General features: G+C 43.0%; 19 protein-coding genes. 12 read left to right on the forward strand and 7 right to left on the reverse strand.

Features of this window, described 5'->3' with window-relative positions; translation table 11 throughout:
• Positions 1 to 36: 36 nt before the first annotated feature.
• The 8 genes from DEO27_RS08395 (at position 37) to DEO27_RS08430 (ending at position 14,271) form a co-directional block, all read left to right on the forward strand.
• Entirely contained in the window at positions 37 to 3,129 is a 3,093-nt protein-coding gene (locus DEO27_RS08395; RefSeq protein ID WP_112570435.1) for a SusC/RagA family TonB-linked outer membrane protein, read from the forward strand.
• 84 nt (positions 3,130 to 3,213) lie between these two features.
• The gene (locus DEO27_RS08400) at positions 3,214 to 4,389 is read left to right on the forward strand and encodes a prolipoprotein diacylglyceryl transferase (protein WP_112570437.1); all 1,176 of its coding nucleotides are present in this window, start codon (positions 3,214 to 3,216) and stop codon (positions 4,387 to 4,389) included.
• Positions 4,390 to 4,397: 8 nt separating this feature from the next.
• Positions 4,398 to 5,588 (forward strand): DUF4185 domain-containing protein, encoded by a 1,191-nt coding sequence (locus DEO27_RS08405; RefSeq protein WP_112570439.1) that lies wholly within the window; start codon positions 4,398 to 4,400, stop codon positions 5,586 to 5,588.
• 142 nt (positions 5,589 to 5,730) lie between these two features.
• On the forward strand, positions 5,731 to 8,007 hold the full coding sequence (locus DEO27_RS08410) for a GH92 family glycosyl hydrolase (protein WP_112570441.1): 2,277 nt from the start codon (positions 5,731 to 5,733) through the stop codon (positions 8,005 to 8,007).
• Positions 8,008 to 8,147: 140 nt separating this feature from the next.
• The gene (locus tag DEO27_RS08415) at positions 8,148 to 11,117 is read left to right on the forward strand and encodes a discoidin domain-containing protein (protein WP_112570443.1); all 2,970 of its coding nucleotides are present in this window, start codon (positions 8,148 to 8,150) and stop codon (positions 11,115 to 11,117) included.
• A 65-nt stretch (positions 11,118 to 11,182) separates the two neighbouring features.
• Positions 11,183 to 12,418, forward strand: coding sequence for an L-fucose:H+ symporter permease (gene fucP / locus DEO27_RS08420; RefSeq protein WP_112570445.1), 1,236 nt, complete (start codon positions 11,183 to 11,185; stop codon positions 12,416 to 12,418).
• 110 nt (positions 12,419 to 12,528) lie between these two features.
• Positions 12,529 to 13,551: a LacI family DNA-binding transcriptional regulator gene (locus DEO27_RS08425; RefSeq protein WP_112570447.1), complete on the forward strand. Its 1,023-nt coding sequence runs from the start codon at positions 12,529 to 12,531 to the stop codon at positions 13,549 to 13,551.
• A gap of 108 nt (positions 13,552 to 13,659) precedes the next feature.
• Positions 13,660 to 14,271, forward strand: coding sequence for an MCP four helix bundle domain-containing protein (locus tag DEO27_RS08430; protein ID WP_112570449.1), 612 nt, complete (start codon positions 13,660 to 13,662; stop codon positions 14,269 to 14,271).
• A gap of 128 nt (positions 14,272 to 14,399) precedes the next feature.
• Here DEO27_RS08430 and DEO27_RS08435 read toward each other — a convergent pair whose 3' ends face one another.
• Complete coding sequence (locus DEO27_RS08435) at positions 14,400 to 16,763, reverse strand: alpha-L-rhamnosidase C-terminal domain-containing protein (RefSeq protein WP_112570451.1); 2,364 nt, start codon at positions 16,761 to 16,763, stop codon at positions 14,400 to 14,402.
• A 277-nt stretch (positions 16,764 to 17,040) separates the two neighbouring features.
• Here DEO27_RS08435 and DEO27_RS08440 point away from each other — a divergent pair, with 277 nt between their 5' ends.
• Complete coding sequence (locus DEO27_RS08440; RefSeq protein ID WP_112570453.1) at positions 17,041 to 18,486, forward strand: TlpA family protein disulfide reductase; 1,446 nt, start codon at positions 17,041 to 17,043, stop codon at positions 18,484 to 18,486.
• A gap of 5 nt (positions 18,487 to 18,491) precedes the next feature.
• Here DEO27_RS08440 and DEO27_RS08445 read toward each other — a convergent pair whose 3' ends face one another.
• Positions 18,492 to 19,088 (reverse strand): TetR/AcrR family transcriptional regulator, encoded by a 597-nt coding sequence (locus tag DEO27_RS08445; RefSeq protein ID WP_112570455.1) that lies wholly within the window; start codon positions 19,086 to 19,088, stop codon positions 18,492 to 18,494.
• A 355-nt stretch (positions 19,089 to 19,443) separates the two neighbouring features.
• Here DEO27_RS08445 and DEO27_RS08450 point away from each other — a divergent pair, with 355 nt between their 5' ends.
• On the forward strand, positions 19,444 to 20,679 hold the full coding sequence (locus DEO27_RS08450; RefSeq protein ID WP_112570457.1) for an MFS transporter: 1,236 nt from the start codon (positions 19,444 to 19,446) through the stop codon (positions 20,677 to 20,679).
• Positions 20,680 to 20,744: 65 nt separating this feature from the next.
• Here the strand turns inward: DEO27_RS08450 and DEO27_RS08455 are convergent, their stop codons facing one another.
• The 5 genes from DEO27_RS08455 to DEO27_RS08475 all read right to left on the reverse strand — a co-directional run bounded on the left by DEO27_RS08455 (position 20,745) and on the right by DEO27_RS08475 (position 24,201).
• Positions 20,745 to 22,124 (reverse strand): MFS transporter, encoded by a 1,380-nt coding sequence (locus tag DEO27_RS08455; protein WP_112570459.1) that lies wholly within the window; start codon positions 22,122 to 22,124, stop codon positions 20,745 to 20,747.
• Between the two features lie 185 nt (positions 22,125 to 22,309).
• Positions 22,310 to 22,810, reverse strand: a complete 501-nt coding sequence (locus DEO27_RS08460; RefSeq protein WP_112570461.1) for an SRPBCC family protein — start codon at positions 22,808 to 22,810, stop codon at positions 22,310 to 22,312.
• Between the two features lie 24 nt (positions 22,811 to 22,834).
• Complete coding sequence (locus DEO27_RS08465; RefSeq protein ID WP_112570463.1) at positions 22,835 to 23,323, reverse strand: VOC family protein; 489 nt, start codon at positions 23,321 to 23,323, stop codon at positions 22,835 to 22,837.
• A gap of 122 nt (positions 23,324 to 23,445) precedes the next feature.
• Positions 23,446 to 23,865, reverse strand: coding sequence for a VOC family protein (locus DEO27_RS08470; protein WP_112570464.1), 420 nt, complete (start codon positions 23,863 to 23,865; stop codon positions 23,446 to 23,448).
• A gap of 6 nt (positions 23,866 to 23,871) precedes the next feature.
• Complete coding sequence (locus tag DEO27_RS08475; RefSeq protein ID WP_112570466.1) at positions 23,872 to 24,201, reverse strand: ArsR/SmtB family transcription factor; 330 nt, start codon at positions 24,199 to 24,201, stop codon at positions 23,872 to 23,874.
• 317 nt (positions 24,202 to 24,518) lie between these two features.
• On the opposite strand from DEO27_RS08475, the gene kdsA reads away from it, so the two are divergent.
• Both kdsA and DEO27_RS08485 read left to right on the forward strand, forming a co-directional pair.
• The gene (gene kdsA / locus DEO27_RS08480; protein ID WP_112570468.1) at positions 24,519 to 25,295 is read left to right on the forward strand and encodes a 3-deoxy-8-phosphooctulonate synthase; all 777 of its coding nucleotides are present in this window, start codon (positions 24,519 to 24,521) and stop codon (positions 25,293 to 25,295) included.
• Positions 25,296 to 25,318: 23 nt separating this feature from the next.
• The gene (locus tag DEO27_RS08485; protein ID WP_112570470.1) at positions 25,319 to 26,254 is read left to right on the forward strand and encodes an SIS domain-containing protein; all 936 of its coding nucleotides are present in this window, start codon (positions 25,319 to 25,321) and stop codon (positions 26,252 to 26,254) included.
• Positions 26,255 to 26,261: the final 7 nt, after the last annotated feature.

Genomic DNA, 26,261 nt, shown 5'->3' on the forward strand with positions numbered 1-26,261 from the left:
AAAACCGATTCAGTTAAACCAAAAAAATTAAGCTTTATGAGAAAAATAATACTTTTCTTTCAGATATTAATGATCCTGCTCCCGGCAGTATCATTTGCGCAAAGCCGAACCGTAACCGGCACCGTGCGCGATATTACCGGGGTATTGCCAGGGGTATCGGTTATCGAAAAGGGCGTTGCCAATAACGGCGCCATTACAGACCAGAGCGGTAAGTTCAGGCTTGTTCTGAAGGGCAAATCAAACACCATCATTGTACGTTTCATCGGTTATATCCCAAGGGAACTTCGTGTTCCGGAAACAGGCAGAATGGACATCATACTGCAAACCAACACCAACGGTTTAGATGAGGTTGCGGTTGTGGCTTACGGAACAAGAAAACGTATCACCAATACGGGTGCTGTAAGTTCAATTTCGGCCAGTGAAATCCGCACGGTACCAACAGCCAACGTACAGAATGCTTTAACCGGTAAATTGCCGGGTTTCTTTTCGCAACAGTCTTCGGGCCAGCCGGGTAAGGATGCTTCTGATTTTTATATCCGTGGCGTAAGTTCATTGAACCCATCAGGTAACCAGCCGCTTATTATTGTGGATGATATTGAATACAGTTATGATCAGCTACAACAGATCAACGTAAATGAAATAGAAAGTATCTCTATTCTAAAAGATGCCTCCACTACAGCAATTTACGGTATCAAAGGCGCTAATGGAGTATTGGTGGTAACTACTCGCCGTGGTAAGGCGGGTACGCCTAAAGTAAACCTCCGTGTTGAAAGCGGAATTCAGCAGCCAACCAAAACACCTCAATTTTTAGATTCATACAATACAGCAGTACTCATTAACGAGGCGCAACATAATGACGGCATCCCGCTTAGCTTTACCCAGCAGGACCTCGACCTGTTTAAAAACGGATCTGATCCTTACGGGCACCCTAATGTGGATTGGTATAATAAGATCTTTAAAAAGTATACCTATCAAACTAATGCCAACCTTGATATTTCAGGCGGTACTACCGGAGTGAAATACTTTATCTCCGGAGGGGCATTAAATCAGAACGGTTTGGTACGAGACTTTGCCGACCCGCAAAGTTTGGTAAATACCAATTATTATTTTAAACGTTATAATTTCCGTTCAAACCTCGATCTTAAAGCCAATAAAACGCTTGACTTACGCTTGGATATAACCACCCGCTTCTCTGATCTGAACCAGCCTTACAATGAGAATGCAGTTAGCGAAGTATACAATTTTACCAAGGAAACGCCTTTCACCGCGCCATATCTAAACCCTAACGGCAGTTACTCATATGCGTATTCATCGTTTAATCCCGATCACCTGCCAACGCTTAACGCAAGGCTGGCTACAGGAGGTTATCAGCACTCGCGCCGTACCGATTTTAACGTGCTTTTTGGCGCTACTCAGAGGCTGGATGATCTGACCAATGGACTTTCGGTAACAGGCCGTGTAGCATACTCCAGTATAGAGCAGTTTACCAAACAGATCTTTAACGGTGGTATTCCGGCCTATCATTATGACCCTACAACCAATCAGTACTCATTGAGGCCGGGAGCTACCTATGTATATCAAACTTACGCCTTAACAGGTAGTACGGACATCAGCACTAATAACTATAACCTGCAACTTTACGCCAATTACGATAGGACATTTAGAGGTTCGCACCATTTTTCGGGATTGCTATTGTTTAATCAAACCTCACAAACTTATTTTACCTATCCGCTGCTGGATGGAGCCCAGGTTGGTGTTCCGCAAAAATTCCGTGGTGTATCGGGCAAAGTTGGATATGATTTTAAGCAGAAATTCCTGTTTGATTTTAACGTAGCCTACAACGGTACAGATCGCTTTGCCGCCAATCACCGCTTTGGTATTTTTCCGGCTGTGAGCTTTGGTTACAACATTGCAAAAGAGTCGTTTTTTGAAAAAGCTATGCCGGTTTTCAGTCTCCTGAAACTGAGGGGAAGCTATGGTCTGGTTGGCTCAGATGCCGCACCGGGTAACCGTTATGTATACAACCAGGTTTATAACCAGGGGGGAGGCTACAACTTTGGCGAAACTGCGCAGGGGTATACAACCATTTCTGAGGGATCATTGGGCAATCCAACCGTTGTATGGGAACGCGCCAAAAAGATCGATATCGGATTAGATGCTAACTTGTTTAATGATAAAATCTCCATCACCGCCGATTATTTCCATGATATCCGTTACAATCAGCTGATTACCCCGGGTAGCGTACCTGAAATATTGGGCGTCGGTTTGCCTGCAGTAAATATCGGTAGAACCCGTAACCAGGGCCTTGATGGGCAGATCAGTTATCATAGCACTCTTGGTAAAGTACAATACAATGTGGGTTTCGTGTTTTCGTATGCCAAAAACAAGATACTGTATGAGGATGAGGCTACACCGGCTTACCCATGGCTGGCGCAAACAGGGCATTCCATCGGTCAGCAATATGGTTACCATTTTGTGGGATATTACACTGCTGCGGATATTGCCGCGATTAATTCGGGAAGTAAATCGGTTCCGGTACCTGATAACGGAATTCCGTTGCAACCGGGCGATCTGAAGTACCAGGACTTAAATGGCGACGGCGTCATCAACGTATTTGATAAAAGGCCTATCGGTAATCCAAACCTGCCAAATACCATATTGGGCTTATCATTACAGGCCGTTTACAAAGGTTTCAGCGTAAGCGTGCTTTTACAGGGATCATTCAATTACAGTTTCGCGGTTATCGGCACAGGTATCGAGCCATTCCAGAGCCAGTTTCAACCTATACACCAGGAACGATGGACACCGGAGAATCCGGTTAACGCGGCTTTCCCGAGGTTAACTACTAACCCAACTTCGGTAAATAGCCCTACAGCTTATTTCTCTGATTACTGGTTGCTGAACGCGCATTATGTGCGTTTAAAAACGGTTGATATCGGTTACCAGTTACCAACTAAACTGTTGCCGTTCAAGATCAATAACGCCCGTATCTACATGAGCGCGTACAATTTGCTCACGTTTGATAATTACAAGAAATACCAGCAGGACCCGGAGATTGCTACCAATACTGCAGGTGATGCATATATTAACCAGCGCGTAATTAACCTGGGTATCCAGGCAGGCTTTTAATAACCAATACATAAACCACAAAAGAGGCCGGTACGCAGGTACCGGTTCTCTTTTTGTTTTGGCAGATAAACTTTAATTTAGGATATGTTTCCAACCATCGGCGATCTGATATTTTACCTCTTCCATATCCGGGTTGGGTTTCCTATCCAAACGCTTGGTTTTTTTATGGCGCTTGCCTTTTTATTTGCCTACATAGTTTTTACCTCCGAATTTAAACGCTATGAAGCCATTGGCAAAATCAACGCGTTTAAACGTAAGGTAATTGTTGGAAAGCCTGCTTCGGTTGCTGAAATGATCATTAATTTTTTGCCGGGTTTTTTATTTGGTTTTAAACTTTTTGGGGCTGTTTTTAACTACGCTATTTTCGCTGCAAACCCCAGAGCTTATATTCTTTCACTCCAGGGAAACCTGACTGCCGGAATCCTTATCGGCGGGGCGTTTGCTTTCTGGATTTATAACGACAGAAAGAAATTCGCGCTCCCTAAGCCCCAAACAACTGAATATACTGTGCATCCCTATCAATTAATGGGGCTTATCGTTTTTAGTGTCGGTTTTTTCGGCTTTATTGGGGCTAAGTTGTTTGATATTGTGGAGCATTTTGGCAGGTTAAGATATGATCCGCTGGGTACTATATTTTCGGCCAATGGGTTTGCTTATTACGGAGGGTTGATATTTGGTGCATTAACTTATTTGTATATCGGTCACCGGCACCATATGAAACTCGTGCATCTTGCAGATATTGGCTCGCCGGGTATGATGCTGGCTTATGGTATTGGCCGCATAGGGTGTCAGCTTTCGGGTGATGGCGATTGGGGTAAGGTTAACATACACTTAAAACCTGTTATGTTGAATTGGTTACCCGATTGGATGTGGTCATTTAGCTATCCGCATAACGCTATAAATTCCGGTATGCCGATGCCTGGTTGTATAGGTAATTACTGTAACCAATTGGCTAACCCGGTTTATCCCACGCCTTTTTATGAGGCTACATTGTGTATTGGCATGTTCCTGTTAATGTGGGCCTTTCGTAAACGTATAGGTACACCCGGCTTTATGTTTTTCCTGTACCTTGTACTTAACGGTACCGAGCGCTTTTTGATAGAGCAGATCCGCATCAATCCGGTGTATCATTTTTTAGGCTTGCCCTTTACACAGGCCGGTTTAATTGGCTTTTTAATGCTGCTGGGCGGATTAACAGGTTTTGCTACCCTGATTGTCAAACACAGAACCCAACAGCACAAACATTTACCTGTATTATAAATATCGAAATGAAAAAGAACGCCCTTGCTTGTTTAGCCTTTTTGAGCTTGACCTTAACAAATAAAACCTTTGCTCAAAAGGCTGATACAGTTGACGTAACCAATATTAAATTTAAAGTTGAGGCCGCGCCCGAATGGTCAGCTTTGTTAAAACGTGATTCGGGGTGGTTTGGCGGCGATGGTATTTATACTATCCCCTTAAATGGAAGGGAAACCGGGCAGGCAAAACCCAGTGATAAAGTGCTTTTTATTTTTAGCGATAGTATGATTGGCGCGGTACGCGACAATACTACGGCTCCGGGAACGGTAATGATCCATAATGCGGTAGCCGAATTAAGAGGCAACGAGCCTTTGGATAAACAGATGAAATTTTATTGGGATAAAAATGCCAAAGGTAAACCCGAATCGGTTTTTATCCCACATACACCTAATACCGGCCCTACAGACTACTATTGGCTTGGGGATGGTTTTGTTAACCAGGCCTTGAACAACAATATTTACATTTTTGGATACCGGGTTCGTAATGTAAGTAATGAGGCGTTTGGTTTCAGGGAGGTTGGCAATACGCTTATCAAGATTCCGGCAAAGAGCAAACCACCTTATAAAGACCTCAAGCAAATGGATACACCATTTTACCTTATGGATCAAAAAGGCGAAAGCGGCTCGTTTGGTGCAGGCATCTATGTAAACACCAAAGAAGCCGGTGCACCAAAGCCCGATGGTTATATTTATGTTTACGGAGTGCGCGGCATGGCTAAGCACCTGATGGTTGCCCGTGTTTTACCCAAAGATTTTGAAGATTACAGCAAATGGACCTTCTACAATGGAAAAGCCTGGGTAAGTGATATGGAACAGGTTGCTAACGTAACAAGCAGCGTATCAAATGAGTTAAGCTTTAATCCGCTGCCTGATGGTCGTTACGCTTTGATATTCCAGGTAGGGGGAATGACCACATCCGTAGGCATGCGGATAGGGGCAAGCCCGGTTGGTCCCTTCGGCCCGATCATTAAACTGTGGGATTGCAAACCGGATTTAACCGCCAAAACGTTTGTGGTTTATAACGCTAAAGCCCATCCGAGTTTATCAAAACCGGGTGAACTACTGATCAGTTACAATATTAACTCCGTTGATTTTTTAAACGATCTGAAAAAATATCCCAACCTGTACAGGCCAAGGTTTATCAGGGTGAAGTTTGAATAGCCAATATTTTAAATGAGCTTTCAGGGAGACTTTTTCTTTAATGACCTTATTTAAAATGTTACTTTGCTAAATCGATTTAATTATTAATTTTGTTCAGGGATGGTTTTCTTCAATTACCAAGTCCTGATACCATTATAAACCAATGAAAATACGTTCGCTTGTTTGCGCCGCTGCGCTTGCTTATACCGGAAACCTGCTTGCACAGGAGGCTAATCTTGTAAAGTATGTGAATACCCGGCAGGGTACCAATACCAAGTATGAGTTTTCGTACGGCAATACCTATCCGGCTACCTCGCTGCCTTTCGGCATGAACACCTGGACGGCACAGACGGGTAAAAATGGTGATGGATGGAAGTATCAGTATTTTGAGCATACCATCCGCGGTTTTCAGCAGTCACATCAATGCAGCTCATGGGTTAATGACTACGCAGTGTTTTCGCTGATGCCGGTCGCCGGTAAATTGGTTGTCAATGAAGATGAAAGAGCGGCATCATTTAGTCACGATAACGAGATTGCCCAGCCCAGCTACTACAAAGTAAAGCTTGATAACAACATCACCGCCGAAATGTCACCGACAGAAAGAGGGGCGCATTTGCGGTTCTCATTCCCGAAAGCTAAAGCCTCATACCTTGTGTTGGATGGCTACACCAAAATGAGTGAAGTAAAGATCATTCCATCTGAACGGAAAATAACCGGCTACGTGAATAATTGCCGCTGGGCCCCCAAGGATTTCAGGAATTACTTTGTTATTGTTTTTGACAAGCCGTTTACCGGTTATGGCACCTGGGAAAATAAAAAGAACACCATAGCAGCAAAAAGCGAAACAGCGGAGGGAGAGGGTGTTGGGGCTTATATCCAATTTAAAGATGGTGAAACCGTACAGGCCAAAGTAGCCTCGTCCTATATCAGTCCCGAACAAGCTGAACTTACGCTAAATACCGAATTGGGCAAGTTCAAATCATTTGATGATACCCATAAAGCGGCGGATAAAGTGTGGAACCAACTGCTTGGCCGCATGGCTGTTGAGGGTGGTACCGAAGATCAAAAAGCTACTTTTTATTCCTGTATGTACCATGCCAATTTGTTTTCGCACCAGTTTTTTGAGTATGGAAAAGATGGTAAGCCATATTATTATAGCCCTTATGATGGCAAGATACATGATGGTTATATGTATACCGATAATGGTTTTTGGGATACTTTCCGCGCCCAGTTTCCTTTAAATACAGTACTGCATCCTAAAATGGAAGGTCAGTTAGTACAGGCATTACTTGATGCACAACAGCAGTGCGGCTGGCTACCGGCTTGGTCATTCCCGGCCGAAACCGGGGGGATGCTCGGGAATCATTCTATTTCTTTGTTGACGGATGCATGGGTAAAAGGGATTCGCACTTTTGATCCTAAGAAAGCCCTTGAAGCTTACTACCACGAAGCAACCAACAAAGGCCCATGGGGGAGTGCTAATGGTCGCCCGGGCTGGAAGGAATATTATGCCAATGGCTACGTGCCATTTACCCCACAAACCCTTGGTTCAACCGCCTGGACGTTGGAATTTGCTTACGACGATTTTTGCGGTTACCAGCTGGCAAAGCTCACCGGTAATAAGTTTTACAAAGATGTTTTTGCAAGGCAGATGTACAATTATAAAAATCTGTTCGACACCAAAACACGGTTCATGCGCTCGAAAGATGCACAGGGTAACTGGATAGAGCCTTTTGATCCTATGGATTGGGGCGGCCCTTACACCGAAGGGAATGCCTGGCACTGGACCTGGTCGGTTTTTCATGATACACAGGGATTGATCAACCTGATGGGCGGGGAAAAGAACTTTACTGCAAAGATCGATTCGGTATTTACAGAACCGGGAACCATTAAAGTAGGAGGATACGGCCAGGTAATTCACGAAATGACGGAGATGGCCGAATTTAAAATGGGACAATATGCGCAGGGCAACGAGCCCATCCATCATTTGCTTTATATGTATAACTACGCCGGCCAGCCATGGAAAGCCCAGCAACATTTACGCGATGTGATGGACAAGATGTACAATGCAAGTGAAAACGGTTACCCCGGCGATGAGGATGAAGGCCAGATGTCGTCATGGTTTGTGTTAAGCGCGGCAGGGTTTTACAGCGTTTGCCCCGGTACCGATCAATATGTGATTGGTAGTCCGCTGTTTAAAAAGATGACCATCGCTTTGGAAAATGGCAAAAAGTTCGTGATTGAGGCTAATAATAACAGCAAAGAGAATGTGTATATCCAATCGGCTACGCTAAATGGCAAGCCATATACGCACAACTGGATCACCCAGACAGATATCATGAATGGTGGCGTATTGCATTTTGAAATGGGCAATAAACCAGCCTTGAACCGCGGGATAGCGCCTGAAGACAGGCCGTTTTCGCTTTCGAAATCTCAGTAGAAAGAAATAAGAAGAATAATGAAAACCGTCATTGCGAGGAACGAAGCAATCCCAAACGATACAGAGCCGATCTGCAAATCGGGGATTGCTTCGTGCCTCGCAATGACGCCTTTTAAATATATACTCGCTAAAACGATTTTATGATCAAAATTTACAAATTAAAAGAACTATTCTTACTCATAGCCTCCATGCTACTGTTGTTCAACGCAACATCGGCCCAGGAGATATTTTACCTGAACAATACCAACAAACAAATAACCTGGAAAGTAAAGGCGCAGACTGATCTGGGAGCCGATAGCCTTGATATCTACAAGAACGGCTACGCGGCTGCAGATTGGGTAAAAGCCATTGTTCCCGGTACCGTATTCTCATCATACGTAGCTGCCGGATTGGAGAAAGATCCCAATTTTGGTGATAATATCTACAAGGTTGATAAAAAGAAATACGATCGTAACTTCTGGTATAGCACAGAATTTAATGTCCCCGACAATTTCACCAAACAAAAGATCTGGCTCAACTTTAAGGGGATAAATCGTAAAGCCGAGATCTACCTTAACGGAAAAAAGATTGGCAGTTTGGATGGTTTTATGCAACGCGGCATGTATGATGTAACTAAACTGGTTAGTAAAACCGGTGCCAATACATTAGCCGTTCTGGTTTATTGTCCGCTAAATCCCTTGGTAAATTACGCAAGCCCAACTTATATCCCCAGCGCCAGCTGGGATTGGATGCCTTATGTGCCCGGCCTCAACAGTGGCATTACCGATGATGTATACCTGACCAATACCGGAAGCCTTACCATCAATGATCCCTGGATCCGCACGGATGTGCCAACTACCGCCCGTGCCGAAGTATCTGTTTCCCTCGGGGTAAAAAATAGTACTGATGCTTTTCAAACGGGCGTGTTAACAGGCGTTATTAATCCGGGGAATATTCAGTTTACGCAAAAGGTATTTGTCGGGGCTAATAGTAACGCAGAGATCAGGATCGATCCTAAGCATTTTTCGCAGTTGATAATTAATGGCCCCAAGTTATGGTGGCCAAATGGTTACGGCGATGCCAACCTGTACACTTGTAACTTAAGCCTAAAGCTTGGTGATGATATTTCTGATACTAAACAGATCAAATTCGGTGTTAAAAAGTACAGCTACGATACCGTTGGTCATGTTTTGCATTTATATGTGAACGGTACAAAAGTGTTTTTAAAAGGTGGCAACTGGGGCATGGCCGAATACATGTTGCGTTGTCGTGGCGCTGAGTATGATACCAAGGTCCGCCTCCACAAAGAGATGAACTTTAACATCATCCGTAACTGGATAGGATCTACTACCGATGAAGAATTTTATGACGCCTGTGATAAATACGGCATTATGGTTTGGGATGATTTCTGGCTTAATTCTATCCCTAACCTCCCTAATGATGTAAATACATTTAACGCCAATGCCATCGAAAAAATAAAACGGTTCAGGAATCACCCTTCAATTGCCATTTGGTGCGGTGATAATGAGGGTGAACCTTTGCCGCCGCTTAATAATTGGCTCCGGGAGGATATCAGCGCTTACGATGGAAATGATAGGTATTATCAGCCGAATTCTCATGCCGGTAACCTGACAGGCAGCGGCCCTTGGACTAACTTTGATCCGCGCTGGTACTTTAGTCGTTTTCCTAACGGTTTTGGTGGTAACCAGGGTTGGGGTTTGCGGACTGAGATAGGTACCGCGGTATTTACCAATTTCGATAGCTTTAAAAAATTTATGCCGAAGGATAAATGGTGGCCTCGAAACGAGATGTGGAATATGCACTTCTTTGGCCCATCGGCAGGCAATGCCGGGCCCGACAGGTACGATGATGGCATTAAAAATCGTTACGGTGCAGCTTCGGGTATTGAAGATTATTGCCGTAAAGCCCAGTTACTGAACATCGAAACCAATAAAGCCATGTACGAGGGCTGGGAAGATAACATCTGGGAGGATGCTTCCGGCATCATGACCTGGATGAGCCAGTCGGCTTACCCATCGTTGGTGTGGCAAACCTATGATTACTATTATGATTTAACCGGTGCCTACTGGGGAGCAAAAAAAGCTTGCGAGCCATTGCATATTCAATGGAATCCGGTAAATAACGCTATCAAGGTAATCAACACAACCCGTAACGACGAAAATGCTCTGACAGCTTACGCCGATGTTTATAACAGCGACGGGCAGGTCGTAAAACAATATAGTCTGTCAAAAACTATTGATGCTCCATCAAATACTGCCCTAAACTGCTTTACGATAGCTTTTGCAGATAACCGTGAAAACCTGGCGTTGAATAAACCTGCTTTTGCTTCATCAACTACTATGGGCGAGGCTGGTTCTGTAACGGATGGTAATTCAGGCAGCAGGTGGGCCAGTAACTCCAACGATGCCGAATGGATTTATATTGATCTTGGCAAGGAGCAGGAGATAAATGGCGCAAAATTGAACTGGGAAGAGGCTTACGGCAAAGCTTTCAAGATCCAGGTATCTGATGATGCCAAGAGCTGGAAAGATGTTTACGAAAATGGCGACGGCCATGTCGGCGTGCAGCAAATCACTTTTGATGAGGTAAAAGGCCGGTACGTGCGCATGTACGGTTTACAGCGCGGCTCGGGTTGGGGATATTCGCTTTGGGATTTTGAGGTGTACGGTGGAGCACCTAAAAGCAGCGGCCTTACCGATGTTCATTTTATCAAACTGAAGTTGGTGGATAAAAGCGGGAAACTGGTATCAGATAATTTTTACTGGAGAGGTAATAAACGCACAGATTTCACCGCCCTTAATCAATTGCCAAAAGTTAATCTGAAAGTATCATCCGCTACAAAACAAATAAATGGCAAATACTATGTAGATGCTAAGATCAGCAACCCATTATTATCAAAGGCGGCTGCTTTTGCTATTCGTGTGCAGGCAACTAAAGCAAGTACCGGTGAGCAGATCTTACCGGCCATTATGAATGATAATTATTTTTCGCTCATGAAAGGCGAATCAAAGGATATCAGGATAGAATTTGATGCTACGTTACTGGGGAAGGATCATCTGAAATTATTGGTTGAACCCTATAATAACCCGCTAAGGGTAGAAAATAAATAATAAGCCTTTGGTACATTGAAGTTTTAAACTAATTTACCGGTCCAATTAACACACAAACCTGCACAATGGATACCAAACCTAAATTTACCGAACGTAAGTTCCTTGTTGTACTTATTTTTGTTACCTCGTTATTTATGCTCTGGGGGATAGCCATGACCCTCGGCGATACTTTGAACAAGCACTTTCAGAATGTTTTGCACGTTTCCAAGTCGCGCTCTGCTTATGTGCAGCTATCATTATTTGGCGCATATGCCGTAATGGGTATCCCGGCTGGTATGTTCATGAAAAAATTCGGCTATAAAAATGGCGTGCTTTTAGGTCTCGGACTTTATGCTGCAGGCGCATTCCTTTTTGTTCCGGCGGCCGATGCTAAATCGTTTGACTTCTTCCGGATCGCGTTATTTGTACTTGCCTGTGGCCTGGCGACACTGGAAACTGTGGCCCATCCCTTTGTTGCCTCGCTTGGTGATCAGCGTACCAGCGATCAACGTATCAATTTCTCTCAAGCCTTCAATGGCGTGGGCGGTGTGATTGGTCCGTTGTTGGGCGGCTATTTTGTTTTAAAAGGAGGGCAGGAACATTCCAACGACCTGATATCGGTAAAGCATCTGTATATTGTAATAGGCGCGGTGATAGCATTAGTGGGCGTAGCATTTTCATTTTTAAAAGTTCCGCCATTGCAGGATCCGCATGTAGTGGCTACAGATTCATACGCTGTTGCCGGTGAGGGACACGTTCAGGAGAGCCTGTTCAAGAAAAAGCATTTTGTTTTTGCTGCTATAGCTCAGTTGTTTAACGTAGCTGCCCAAGGCGGTACATGGGCATTTTTCATTAACTACGGCCATGAGATCATGCACCTGACAGATGAGCATGCTGGTTATTATTTTTCGTTAAGTATGGTGATGATGATGGTCGGCCGTTTTATTGGCACCTTCCTGATGCGTTACATAGCGCCCAATAAATTGCTGTCGATATTTGCGCTGGGCAATATCCTGATGTGTATCATTGTGGCGCAAGGTTTTGGCGTGGTTTCGTTTGTTGCATTGCTGTTTATCAACTTCTTTTTTAGTATTATGTTCCCGACCATATTCAGTCTTGGGTTGAAAAATTTAGGCGCGCAAACCCAAAACGCATCCTCATTTATTGTAATGGGCGTTGTCGGGGGCGGGTTATTTCCGCCTATTATGGGCTTAATCGCTAATCATAATGTAGCTACAGCTTATTACCTGCCTATCATTTGTTATACGGTGATATTTTTATTCGGTATCAGTTATCCGAAGCTTAACAAGCAAGGTGTATAATCAAAGTAGCTTAATCGATTTATTTTTATATTTTGGCCAATAATAGCTCAATAATCTATGGTTATTGAGCTATTATATTTTATATTTGATTTTAGCCAATTTTTAGCCGAGTGAAAAAACTATCGATTGTTGATATAGCCAATGAATTAAAGGTTTCTAAAACCACAGTATCATTTATACTGAATGGCCGGGCCAAAGAAAAGCGGATAGGTGAGGACCTGGTGGAGCGCGTTACCAAATACGTTGAAGAGGTAGGTTATAAACCTAACTCGCTGGCTAAAAGTTTGCGCACCGGTAAGTCAAATACCATTGGTTTAATGGTTGAGGATATTTCAAACCCATTTTTTGCCAGCATTGCCCGGCTTATTGAGGATAGGGCTTATAAAAATGGCTACAAGATAATTTATTGCAGTACCGACAACGATACCCAAAAAACCAAGGAACTCATCAATATGTTTCGTGACAGACATGTGGATGGTTATATTATCGCCCCGCCAGAGGGTATTGAAGATGATGTAGAACAACTGCTTAAAGATGGTTTACCGGTGGTGATGTTCGACAGGCATCTACCTAAAGTAAATACCGATTATGTTGAAATTGATAACCTTTTCAGCACCTATAACGCCACTCGACATTTAATACAGCAGGGTTATAAAAATATAGCCTTTGTTACATTTGCTTCCTCGCAAACACAAATGATGGCCCGTGTACAGGGGTATAAGGATGCGCTGAAGGAGAGCCGTTTTACACCAGTAGTTAAAGAAATAGTTTTTAACCAGGACGAGGAAATGATCATTAAGCCAATGACAGCCTTTTTCAAAAAGCATAAAGACCTCGACGCGGTAGTTTTTGGCACCAACCATGTGGGCACGTGCGGATTAAAGATATTTAGTACGCTGGGTGTAAAAGTACCTGATGATATGGCAGTTATCTCCTTTGATGATTATGACGTTTTTAAGCTGTACTCGCCGCCGGTAACCGCTATTGCTCAGCCGGTTGATGAAATTGCTGATAATGTGATCACAGTTTTGCTCAAAAAACTTAATACAAAAGGAGTTAGCACAGCTTCGCATTCTATAATTCTTAAAACCAATCTCCAGATCAGGGGTTCGTCGTCCGGTTTAAAAGATTGATTAATTTTAAAAGAACCATATATTAGCAGGCGTAAGTGATACACTTGCCGAGGATAGGTTTTCTGTAACCGGGCATCCTTTTATTATCTTTATTAAAAATTTACTGTTATGACACGGGCTTTTATTATAAAAAATAAGGCAAGATTGGTCTTGGCCTTAGCTGTGCTCACAGCCATGCTTTTATTGGCTAACTGGAATGGCCGTGACAATGTAAGAGCGTTAGATAAAACGCTGACTTCCATTATGAATGATCGGTTGCTGCCGGCTACTTTTGTGCACGAAATAAGCAACAAGCTTTATGAAAATAAACTGACTGCAGCGGCATCGGCCCCGGATGCCCAGGCTAAAATCAGTAGTAATTATGCCGCTATAGAAGCACTGGCGAAAAAATATGAAGCTACTCAATTAACGAAAGAAGAATCGGCAAAGTGGAAGGCTTTCCGCATTCAATTGAATAACCTTAGAAAGCAGGAAGCGGACGAAAATAACGCGGAGTATGTTTTTACCCAGGCGCTTAAATCACTCGATCAGCTGATAGCTATACAGGTTGGCGAAAGTAGCCGCTTGCTGCAAAGCGGGCAAAGGAATGTGAGTTCAAGCATACTGACAGCCAATTTTGGTGTTGTGGTTTGCATTTTACTCGGACTGTTTATCATGGTACTGCTAAGTGCCAGGGAACAGATGATATTACGGCAGGATGAACGGCATTTGATGAATTAAAACTTCGTAAGTCTTTGATTACAACTTTTAAAAATCGTCATTGCTGTACGAAGCAATCGCGAACTATACAGGGCGAACCTGCTAATCGGGGATTGCTTCGTTCCTCGCAATGACGATCGGAGATTTTCTTAAATAACCATCACATTCTCACCGCCTTTAAGCATGTATGTTTTTGACCTCCATACAAAAATACCGGATGTGCGCTGCGGTAAATTGATCTTTATTCTCCACTTGTTGTTTTCCAGAGCGTAACTCACTGCAACCTTTCCGTTAGGGTGAGGGATCTCGCCGCTTACTTTGGTTATTGTTCCCAGATGTGGCTCAATCTTTATCTTACTAAATCCCGGCGAATAGCTATCGATGCCTAAAACTGTTCTGAAAAATTCGATGTTGGGACTACTGCCCCAGGCATGGCAGTCCGAACGGCTGTATTTAAGATCTGAATATTCGGCCCAGGTGGTTAGCCCCATTTTGATGTTTTCGCGCCAGATATCCAGCCAGTTCATATAGTCATCACCCAAACCGCCTTTTACCAACGCTTGGTGCAGGTAATATTTAAAATAAATGGTGCATTGGGTTAAGGAGGTGTCGCTCAATAATCTTTTAGACAATGCGGGGAGATCTGTATTTTTTACCACGTCGGTAAGTATCGCTAAGGAATTAGCATGTTGTGAAAAATGGTCTTTGTCTTTGGTATCGGCGTAAAGCATTTTCGCCGGGTCCCAATATTTACGTTGAATGGTTTGTTTAAGCTTAGCAGCCTGTTTGTTGTACAAAGCGGCATAATCAGACAATCCCATCTTGGCTTCCATTGCGGCAGCCCATTGGTAGGCCCACAATAGCTGCAGGTCAATTATGGCCGAACTACCATCTGTGCCTTTGGGCGGTGATCCAATTTCCCAGTTTTTACCGCTGGCCCAATCCACAAATGTCCAGTACGGGGTATTTTTTAATGAACCATCGGCTTGCTGATATTGACTGAAGAATTTTAATACCGCTCTTTCGCCCTCCAGTTTATCTTTAATAAAAGTGCTGTCGCCGCGGTACATCCAGTAATCATGTAGCATGCCTATGTACCATAACGAAAAGGTTGAAATAATTTGGGTATCATGAGTAGGGTAGCGGCTTTGCGTAACACCTTCGGCCAAACGCGAATGGTCCATCAGGTTAATGGCGTTGCGGGCCAGGCGGTCGTCGCCACTGTAATAGTAAGAAATCATGGCCTGGATACGGGTATCACCGATGTATTGTAGCTGTTCGTAATACGGGCAATCGGTATAAGTTTCAACGGCGTTTAACCGGGCGGTGCGCCAGCCAATATCAAGGATTTGTTTTATCTCCTTGTTATCGGTATTGAAAACGGCAGTTTGCTTAAATGGATATCCTGTGAAGGTGCCATACAGATCGTTGATAACCAAGGGTTCGTTTTGGGTATGAATAATTAAACGGATGTAACGAAAAGTGCGGAAATTGAGCGTAGTGTATGATTGTCCTTTGTCGCCATTGGAGATCAGACTATCCTTTCTGCCCGAAAAATCTTTCCCATCCACATCATTACGGTTACCTTTCCGCATTTTGTATTTGCTTAAATTATCAAAAAGCGATTCTGCATAGCTTATGGAGATGCCGGCATCTTTTCCTCCGCTGAAGTTTATAGTAGGGTAAGCATTGGTAAGATGGACTTGATCAAGCAGCATAGTAATCGTAGTGTTAGCAGGAATGGTCAATGGTGCTTTGGTGCCGGGGAAAGTTTGGGGGATATCCATTCCGGTGGCTTTACGTACGGTAGGGATCCGTTCATAGACCAACTCCCGTTGTGGAATTGATGAAGGCACCAATTGCCATCCGAAACCATCCCATTGCCCTTTCAATTGTCCGCCAAAAAGGTTAGCCGCTTTAGGCCAGCTACTATCATCAAAATCTGGCGCATACCAGTTCATGATTGATTTATTCATATCCACCATCTCCCCGGTGCTTGCGGCAAAATAGCCCCAGATAGGTTGATACCCTCTGTCCTGCATGCTTTTCCAGGTATTATTGGTATTCAGGACTTCTTCGGCAGCAGTGCTGCCTTGAATAATGAATGCTGTTCGTACGCTGATCTGTGCTTCAGGACGATATTGTGCCTCATTCCATACTAAAGCAGCCACCGTATTTTTACCGGCTACGAGATACGGTGCAAGGTCGACAGTTTCATAGTTCCAGTAAAAGGTATCACCGCGGGCCGGTCCGAGCGATACTAATGTGCCATTTACATAAAGCTTATATCGGTTATCGGCCGATACATTGACAATAAACTTTGCCGGTTTATTAGTGAGCTCAATGTTTTTGCGGAAGTAGTAAACACCATATTCGTTCCCGGTTATAGCAGGCATGGAGATCCATTGCGCGTTCCGTGTCCGTTCATCCGGTGGCTGAACCGGTCGGGCATTGCTATTGTGCGCTAAAAGTAGAATTGCAGCTGATAAAATTGAAAGTAGCAAACGTTTCATGCAGATTTAATTGGTTTATTGGTGATGGCTCAGGTTGGTTTTACCTGTATGTTTAAATCATAAAATTGGTTCGACTAATATAATTAAATCGATTTAGCATTTTACTGTAATTTTTGATTTTTTTATGTTTTAGAAGTTGATTCGGATACATTTTTCATTTCGAAGCTAATGCAGTAGAACTGCATCATTGGGTTGGATATTAAGCAGACTAAATCTTTAACTCTTAGTAAAATCACCCGATGAAGTATATATTTGTTTAAACCTGCCAATTACATCTATGAAAAAAATAATCCTGCTCCTGCTTTCATTTTATTGTATTAGTAAGGGAGTGGCCCAAACCACAGCTCAGCCGCTTATTATACAGGGAAAGCTTACCAATTCTGCCGAAAAGATGCTGAAGATCTTTTTTGAGGACGTTAACGGAAAACTTCTTATCGATACAATCAGGCTTAATGCCGCGGGCGAATTTTATTTGAAAACTTATAAGATAGCTAAGCCGCAGCGCACCAGTATTCAGCAAAATAATACGCAGATCAATCGTATCTATGTGGCTCCGGGCTATGACCTCCGGATTACCGGGGATGCCTCTGATTATACCAGCCTGTCAAAAACTAAAAAGATTACCGGACTTGGTGCCCAAAGCAGCCAATACCGGGTGAAAATGGATTCGATCATAGCGGTACGGGATGATAAGACCGCATGGTTTGATTTGAAGACAGATGAATTGATACAGTTCCTTAAAAAATCAAAAACGCTGGAAGATTCAGTATTAAATGTAGTATTTAAGGAACCCGCAATGGGAGATAAATATCTCAATACATTTAAGAAAATAATTGAACTGGATAATCAAAGCATGAGCTTTTACATGCTGCTTCAGCATCTTGATTTGGTTAAATATAACGCGGCGCAGGCGCGGGAACTGGTAACGAAAAATACGCCACCGGCATTTGTAAATGGGGTATCACATGATGAGTATTTAGTATCAGAAGATTATAAATCATGGGTATTGCCGCTTTATTATGCTTGTGAACAACGCCTGGATTTGTTGCGCGATTCGGCATCTGTAAAGAAGCCCGGTTATACCCTTGAAAAAATCAAACAACTTTTTACCGGAAAAGTCAGGGACTTTTATCTTAACCGTTTTGTTGAAAAGAGAATAGGTGGATCTAATTCTATAGAGCAGTTAATTGCAACTCAAAAGGAAATGCAGACATTTATCAATGCAATTAGCAGCCCTGTTTTAAAGAAGAACCTTGCCAATAATTTTATCGAAAAGAAGCAGCAGTTAATGCAGATACAAATTGGAAAACCTGCTCCGGCCTTTACTTTACCCAGTGACCAGGGCAAGGTTTTTAACCTGTCCGATTTTAAAGGAAAAGTTATCTATATTGATCTTTGGGCCAGTTGGTGCGGGCCATGTCGTCAGGAAATGCCTGCATATAAAAAACTAAGCGACAAGTTTAAAACTAATAAGCAGGTAGCTTTTGTAAGTATTGCTGTGCACGACGGAGAAAAGGAGTGGAGGAACGCCCTCAAAGAAGAAAAGCCCGACTGGTTGCAACTTTATGATAACGAAGGCACAGTGGCCCAGGCTTACGTGGCTAATGCTATTCCAAAGTATATACTTATTGATAAAGATGGCAAAATGCTCAGCTTTGATGCACCCGGGCCGGGAACTGTTCAGGCCGAACAGCTGATTAATGATGCCATCGCAAAGCCATAATGTGTTTAGGCTTTTTCAAGAGCGTATGATGCCAGTTCAGCCTTTAGGCTTTTGATCATGATCTGCATGGGCTTGGTGCTGTTTAGTACCCTGCACATGGCGTTGCCCCCCTCTATCGAAAGCATCATCCGTGTAGCAAATTCGCTGGGGTTTATGGCATTTGAAAGCTCGCCGTTTTTAATCCCTTCTTTAATAACATTGGTAATGGTAGTTATGGCTGTAGTAACCATTTCCTTTATCTTGCTTTTGATGGCAGGATTAGTATCATCAGTTTCTGTAGAAAAGTTTACGATAGGGCAACCGCCTTCAATATAACTGTTAAGCGGGTTTTTACTATTATTCAAAACCGCGCCGATTTTCGCGATAGCGGTTTTATGTTTATTTATAGTGTTGTTCCTGCGGTCGTTTAACCTGCCCAAAAGGTAGTCAACAGCGGCTTGCGCCAGCTCATCCTTGCTTTCAAAATGACCATAAAAGCACCCCTTGCTGGTATTAGCAACCTCAAGAACATCATCAACAGATGTTCCGGCAATTCCCCTCTCATTAAATAAAATGGCCGCCTGCTCAATTATGAATTGCCTTTTTTGCTCGCCTTTGTTCATTTTCAATTATTTATTGTGCAAATATAGACTAAATGGTTTAAAAAAGTAAAGTGATGTAATTATCTGCTTAAATGATATTGGGAGTTTGTTTTGTTGTAATGTTCTGTAAAATAGTCTGTTGTGTATTATTTAATTAGAGGGGAATACTGTTTCTGCTTGATTTTTTTACACTGATTTTATTAAAGTTCGTGTTAATACAGCTACTAAATTAATGATTGACATAGCAATGTAATTATCGTTAAAAGTAGACTAAATAGTTTTATTTAATAAACTGTTTGGTCTACTTTTGTTTGCCGGTAATAAAGAAATACACAATTAACAAGCTTTGATTTTAATCAAATTTTAACACTCAGTTATGAAACTTATAAAGGAACATCACAGGGGCATCAGTACTGTTTTAGCGTTCGCGCTGATCCCGCTTTCGGGCTTTGCCACTGATATCTATATACCCTCTTTGCCGTCAATGGCGCGTGAACTGGCTGTAAATAATTCGGCCGTTCAGCTTTCGCTTATCGCTTTTATGATCAGTTCGGGCGTTAGTCAGCTGTTTGTAGGTAGTTTGCTTGATAGCTTTGGCCGCTATCGTATCGGTACAATTTCTCTGTTGGTATTCGCGCTGGCGAGTTTCACCATAGCGGTTTCTCATAATATTAACATTATTTATGCTATGCGTGTTTTGCAGGGTATTACGGTCGCGCTTATAGTAGTAGGGAAAAGGGCATACTTTGTAGATATGTACTCCGGCGAACAGTTGAAGCATTACACCAGTCTTTTTTCTATCATCTGGGCTACAGCACCCATTGTAGCGCCATTTATTGGCGGCTATCTCGAAGCTGCCTTTGGCTGGCAATCAAATTTCCTTTTCCTCGGGATAGCTACGCTGTCGCTCCTGGTTTTGGAACTCATGTACGGTGGCGAATCGCTGAAAAATTATCATCCGTTTAAGGCAAAAAGTATTTTGCAGGTTTATGTTTCTACCATTAAAACCTTTGATTTTTCTTTAGGCCTGATCCTGATTTCCTTAAGTTACGCTATGCTGGTAGTGTACGGCATGAGTAGTCCTTTTATAATCGAACACGTGTTTCATTTTTCGCCTGTGGTAACGGGGTATTGTTCGCTGCTTTCGGGAGTATCACTTATGGCAGGTGGGATCATTTCTAAAACGCTTATTAAAAAGCCGCTTGTTAAAAAGGTATCAGTAGCGCTTGCTTTACAGTTAGGCTTTGCCGCTCTAATGGTCTTCACAGCAGGGGTTAAAACAAATTTATTTACCCTGATGGCATTCACTGCCTTAGTTCATCTTTTGTCGGGCTTTATATTCAATAACATATTTGCTTACTGTTTAGGGCGTTTCTCTAAAAACGCGGGTATTGCAAGCGGTGTAACCGGTGGGTCGCTTTATATCGTAACTTCATTTTTTAGCTACGGAATCGTGAACCTCATGGCTATTAAAAATCAACAGTTATTAGGAACCGCTTATTTATCCTTTGCGATATTAGCTGTTATTACGCTGGTTCTTTTTATCAGGGCAAGGGCTTCGCACCAAAAACAAGAGGCGGCCGTTATTTTAGCAGCAGAAGTTGCGGTATAAGTAGTAGGTTGCGCTAAGAAATATTCAAAGCCGGTAAATATTTTACCGGCTTTTTTATGTTGAGGCTATTTTATCGTATTTGTTTTTCTCAACCCTCTTGTTACCAAAAACATGGCTATGGCTGTCAAGCAGATAGATATCGCAGCGCTTTTGGATACTGCACCTAAAATTGCCGTCGATCCCCCGGCTGCCATAGCGCCAAAAACGGCTACTCCTATGGCTCCGGCTGTTTGCCTTGCTGTATTTAATATGGCTGAGGCCGTACCCGACAGGGTTTTATCTACGCTTGATAAGATACCGTTAATCATAGCCGGCACAGCAAGACCCATTCCCATCGGAATGACCAGGAAAGGCAGAAATAATTGTAGATAGGGGGTATGTTCGTGAGCTATGAATAAACCGGCAAATCCGGCTGCAAACATAGTGAGCCCAATAATTATAGGTTTTTGGATACCGTAACGATTAATTACCCGGCTGCTGATAACGTTGGATATAACAAAACCTATGGTGAGCGGCAGGAATGCAAAACCGGCAGTAAGTGAAGGGTAATTAAGTACTTTTTGCAAATACAGACTTAGGATAAAAACAGTGCCATAATAAGAGCCGTTTAAAACAGCCCCCAGTACTAAAAGTGAGTTGAATTTTCCCGACTTAAACAAATGGAAAGGTAACATGGGGTGAGCAACTTTGTGCTCGATCCATAAGAAAACACCGAGTAGTACTAAACTTAATATCAATCCGCCCCAGATCATTACATTATTGAATCCAAGTCTTGGTACTTCGATAATTACGCTGATTAATGTGGTTACCGATAGCATCCAGGTAAATTGCCCTGCAAGGTCAAAGCTTTTTTTGTTTGTTTTGGCTGTTTGCTCCATTTTGAAACTCAGGATATAACCAATAATGCAAATGGGAATATTAACGATAAAAATATACCGCCAGCTGCTAAATGCTATCAGTAAGCCGCCAATGGTTGGCCCTGCGGCAAGGGCGGCACTTCCTGCTGCTGTCCATAAGCCTACGGCGCGGGTGCGGAGTTGTGGTGTATGGGCAAACTGATGATTAAGTAGCGCGAGTGAACTTGGGATCATCATGGCCGCGCCGATACCCTGCGCAATTCTGAAAATAATAAGCGTAAGCGCGTCTGGTGCCAACCCGCAACCCGCCGATGCAATACCGAAAATGATCAGGCCTATCTGGAATATCCTTTTTGATCCTAAAAGGTCGCTAAGACTACCTGCCGATAGCATTAGCACGGCAAAAGCAAGTGTATAGGAATCAATTACCCATTGCAATGTGCTGATGCCGGCGTGATATGCTTTGGCTATTTCAGGTAAAGCGATATTGACGATGGAAACATCAAGCTGGGCTACGACAAAAGCCAGACTGGTAGTTAATACCGCCCAGCCAAAGCCCGGAGGGTTTGTGCGTGTTTTTTGATTCATAAGAAGCCGCCAAAGTTAAGGATCAATTTGCACCGGGAATGGTACTATTCAACGGTTTGTTAGAATAGGATCTTTATTGACCCTTATGTGACTTATGAGTTTCAGGATCAGGAATAAAAAATGTTAACCTGATTGCTTTTATTCTGAAATAAAGCTGATCAGGTTAACATATGATATAGTGTACATTACTTTATTTCTCCCGCTTCAAAAAGCTCATCCAAACGCAGGTGCGAATCATTAACGCCGCGTTCCATACCTGATTGCAGCATACCATCACGATCGGCTACAGATTGAAAAACGGATTGGACGGTTACCCTTGTGCGGTTATCGGGCAAGGCCTCAAACCGGGTTGTTTCAAGGATTACATGGCCGCTTTCTGGCAAGCCTTCAAACTCAAATGTTTGGATAATGCGCTCCAGAGCTGTTACGTCATGTATCACCCCATGAAAACCATAATCGTTACCGGCCGGGTCGGTGTGAATGTAGCGGTAAGCGCCTCCACTGCGACAGTCATATTTGTCTATGCGCATTTTAAGGTCGCGCGGGCCCAGCCATCTTACAATAAGGTCAGGATCTGTAAACGCCCTGAAAACAAGTTCGCGTGGAGCTTCAAATTCGCGGGTTATAAAAAGCTCCTGTTTGCCTGGTTCGGCCTTAATGCCGGTTTGATTTTTTGTGGTGATCATTGTGTTTTTTATTTAGGTGATTGGTTAATCATTGTCATAAGCTTCCTGCAAAAGCTTGATATCCATTTTGGTCATCTGCATCATGGCAGCCATAACCCTTTTTGCTTTTTCAGGATTTTCGTTGTTGTAAAGTAATTCGCTCATCACTTCCGGAACAATTTGCCAGGTAACGCCAAATTTATCGTCAAGCCAGCCGCATTGATTGGTTTTGCCGCCGTTGGCAGGCAAAGCCTCCCACAGGTAGTCAATTTCTTCCTGGTTTTTGCAGTTAATGTAAAATGAAGTAGCCGGCGAAAAATTGAACATCGGTCCGCCGTCCAAAGCTAAAAACTCCTGATCTTCTATCCGGAATGTACCTACTAACATTTTACGGCCGTTGCCTGGGTCGGTAAGGGAACTTACTTCACTTTCTGAATTTTTAAATACCGAAGTGTAAAATTTCAAAGCCTCCTCAAGGTTGCCGTTAAACCATAAAAAAGGAGTTACTTTCTGGGTTGCTTTAAATGTTGCCATTGGTTTTTGTTTTTATTGGTTAAAATTTGTTGCTTTTGATATCTCAAAGTTACCGGCATCATCAGGGGTTAATAGGGTGCAAAAACGACGAGATAAGAGGGCGATAGCGACAAATTGATTTTTTATCCTTTGGGCATTTTGCTCATGTCCATGTGCAGTACATTCCAACTGTGGCCATCAGGATCGGTAAACAGGCATCCGTACATCCAGCCGTCCATCTCGCGGGGTTTGTGGTTGCTTTTGCCGCCAGCATCAACGGCTTTTTGTGCCAGTTGGTCAACCTCCTCCTTGCTTTCCGCATCGATAGAGAGCAGGACTTCAACTCCTTTTGTGGTATCCGCAAGACCGCAGTTTTCGACAAAGCCCTTAAAGGTAGCTTCATCAAAAAGCATAACGATAACGTCTTTTTCGCCAACTTGCATAGCTGCAGAATTTGGGCCGTTCCCAAATTGCGAATTAAACCGGAAGCCGAGTTTGCTGAAAAACTCTTTTGATACATTTACATCCTTTACAGGCAGGTTGATCCAGAATTGCTTTGTCATAATTGATTATTTTAAAGGTTTATCATTGTTTTTTAATTCTTCAAGCAGAGTGTCAAGGGCGTCAAATTTTTCTTCCCAAACCTTACGGTAACGTTCCACCCATTGGGCTACTTCATTAAGCTGTTTCAACCGTGGCTCGCAATATCTTTCGCGGCCTTGTTTTTTAATGGCGATGAGGCCGCATTCGGTCAGGATTTTTATATGCTGCGATATGGCCGGACGGCTCACATCAAAATTATCTGCTATTGCATTCAGGTTCATGGGCTTAAACGCTATCAGGTTAATGATATCTCTGCGGGTTGGATCGGCAATGGCCTGAAAAACGTCTCGTCTCATCTGAAATGATATTAATATGTAAGTGATTGCTTACAAATTTATATGTAAGCAATCACTTACGCAAGTTTTCATGATATTTTTTTCGATAATAATTACATACAGATGGACATGTTTAGTTTCTCAGAAAAACATCAGCTTAATGTTAACCCTGTAAAAAAAATAAAATACTGGTTATGAATATCTTATGGCTGTTGTATTTGAAAAGTGTTAAGTTGTGTTAACCCTGTTTACATACGTTTGCCCAGGGTGTAAATACCCCTCCTGTATGATTCTCAAAAAAATCATCATCTTTGTAGCAGATAATATATCCTTACAATATGCTGTTTGAACAAATAAGCCAAAAGCCGTTCTTTATTCTGGGTCCTTGTGTAATGGAAAACCAGGAGTTACTATATACAGTTGCCGAAAAGGTTGCCGAAATAGGGCAGAAGTATAATGTGCCGGTGATCTTTAAATCATCATTTGATAAAGCCAACCGTACATCAATTCACTCTTATCGCGGGCCGGGTTTAGAAAAAGGTATGGAAATGCTGATGAATGTTAAGCAGCGTTTTGGTTTGCCAGTTACAACAGATATTCACGAGCCATTTCAGGCAGCTATTGTTGCCGAAGTTGCTGATATATTGCAGATCCCGGCATTTTTATGCCGCCAGACAGATCTTTTGGTTGCTGCTGCTGAAACCGGTAAAATAGTTAACGTAAAAAAGGCCCAGTTCCTTTCAGGGCATGATATGTTTTACCCTGCTCAAAAACTTATTGAAGCAGGCAACAACCAGGTAATATTAACCGAGCGCGGTAACATGTACGGTTATAATAACTTAGCTGTCGATTTCAGGAATATTTATGATATGAAGGCATTCGGTCATCCGGTTTGTATGGATTGTACACACTCGGTACAACGTCCGGGTGGTGCAGGTGGCAAAACCGGCGGCGACCGTACTTTTGTACCGATGATGGCCCTTGCTGCCAAAGCCTTTGGTGCCGACGGATATTTCATGGAAGCCCATCCCGATCCTGATAATGCCCTGAGTGATGGCCCAAACATGGTTAAGCTTCATGACCTTGAGAAAACTATAATTCCGTTGATTGGGTAATTTTTGTTTGAGTATCCGGATCTATGAAAGATATTGCGAAAAGGGTTTTTGATATTGAAATTGAATCGCTGCAGCATGTGGCCGGTTTAATTGACGATACTTTTGCGGCGGCTGTTGATGCAATTCTTCAATCAACCGGTAAGCTTGTAGTTATTGGCATTGGTAAATCCGGTCTTATTGGTAAAAAGATAGCGGCTACATTGGCCAGCACCGGTACGCCAAGTTTCTTTTTGCACCCGGGGGAAGCATTTCACGGAGATTTGGGTATGGTTAGTTCCAATGACGCCGTTTTGCTGATTTCCTATTCGGGTGAAACCGATGAGGTGCTCAAGCTTATACCATATTTAAAGTGGAACAAGAATGTAATGATAGGCATCACCGGTAATTCGGCTTCAACAGTTGCCAAAAACTGCAACTATCATTTGAATATAAGAATTGAGCGGGAGGCTTGCCCGCTCGAACTTGCGCCTACGTCATCAACTACAGCGGCTTTAGTTATGGGCGATGCTTTGGCCATTGCCCTTATGGAGTCCCGCAACTTTAAGCAGCATGATTTTGCCCGTTTTCATCCCGGAGGTAGTTTGGGGCGTAAATTGCTGGTAAAAGTTAGAGACCTGATGCGCATCGATAAACTACCTTTTATCAATGAAGATGCCTCGTTTATGGATCTGTTATTACGCATGTCGGAAGGCAGGTTGGGTATGGTTATGGTAGGTGACGCGTCCCGGATAAACGGAGTAGTGACAGATGGCGATCTCAGGAGGGCCTTACTTAAGCACCCGGATACTACAACTCTATCTATCCCCGAAATTATGACCGTGAACCCGGTTATAATTGACGAAGAGGAGTTTGTAGGTTACGCCGAACAGCTAATGCTTGAAAAAAAGATCACTACGCTGTTGGTGGGTTCTGCCGAAGAAAGATCAATATCCGGTGTTTACCAGATCTATAGCGCATAAACCCGGT

Source organism: Mucilaginibacter rubeus, from assembly GCF_003286415.2.
GTDB lineage: Bacteria > Bacteroidota > Bacteroidia > Sphingobacteriales > Sphingobacteriaceae > Mucilaginibacter > Mucilaginibacter rubeus_A.

Coding starts and splice junctions, on each gene's coding strand:
- DEO27_RS08395 (WP_112570435.1), top strand. CDS start 37: ATGAGAAAAATAATACTTTTCTTTCAGATATTAATGATCCTGCTCCCG.
- DEO27_RS08400 (WP_112570437.1), top strand. CDS start 3,214: ATGTTTCCAACCATCGGCGATCTGATATTTTACCTCTTCCATATCCGG.
- DEO27_RS08405 (WP_112570439.1), top strand. CDS start 4,398: ATGAAAAAGAACGCCCTTGCTTGTTTAGCCTTTTTGAGCTTGACCTTA.
- DEO27_RS08410 (WP_112570441.1), top strand. CDS start 5,731: ATGAAAATACGTTCGCTTGTTTGCGCCGCTGCGCTTGCTTATACCGGA.
- DEO27_RS08415 (WP_112570443.1), top strand. CDS start 8,148: ATGATCAAAATTTACAAATTAAAAGAACTATTCTTACTCATAGCCTCC.
- fucP (WP_112570445.1), top strand. CDS start 11,183: ATGGATACCAAACCTAAATTTACCGAACGTAAGTTCCTTGTTGTACTT.
- DEO27_RS08430 (WP_112570449.1), top strand. CDS start 13,660: ATGACACGGGCTTTTATTATAAAAAATAAGGCAAGATTGGTCTTGGCC.
- DEO27_RS08435 (WP_112570451.1), bottom strand. CDS start 16,763: ATGAAACGTTTGCTACTTTCAATTTTATCAGCTGCAATTCTACTTTTA.
- DEO27_RS08440 (WP_112570453.1), top strand. CDS start 17,041: ATGAAAAAAATAATCCTGCTCCTGCTTTCATTTTATTGTATTAGTAAG.
- DEO27_RS08445 (WP_112570455.1), bottom strand. CDS start 19,088: ATGAACAAAGGCGAGCAAAAAAGGCAATTCATAATTGAGCAGGCGGCC.
- DEO27_RS08450 (WP_112570457.1), top strand. CDS start 19,444: ATGAAACTTATAAAGGAACATCACAGGGGCATCAGTACTGTTTTAGCG.
- DEO27_RS08455 (WP_112570459.1), bottom strand. CDS start 22,124: ATGAATCAAAAAACACGCACAAACCCTCCGGGCTTTGGCTGGGCGGTA.
- DEO27_RS08460 (WP_112570461.1), bottom strand. CDS start 22,810: ATGATCACCACAAAAAATCAAACCGGCATTAAGGCCGAACCAGGCAAA.
- DEO27_RS08465 (WP_112570463.1), bottom strand. CDS start 23,323: ATGGCAACATTTAAAGCAACCCAGAAAGTAACTCCTTTTTTATGGTTT.
- DEO27_RS08470 (WP_112570464.1), bottom strand. CDS start 23,865: ATGACAAAGCAATTCTGGATCAACCTGCCTGTAAAGGATGTAAATGTA.
- DEO27_RS08475 (WP_112570466.1), bottom strand. CDS start 24,201: ATGAGACGAGACGTTTTTCAGGCCATTGCCGATCCAACCCGCAGAGAT.
- kdsA (WP_112570468.1), top strand. CDS start 24,519: ATGCTGTTTGAACAAATAAGCCAAAAGCCGTTCTTTATTCTGGGTCCT.
- DEO27_RS08485 (WP_112570470.1), top strand. CDS start 25,319: ATGAAAGATATTGCGAAAAGGGTTTTTGATATTGAAATTGAATCGCTG.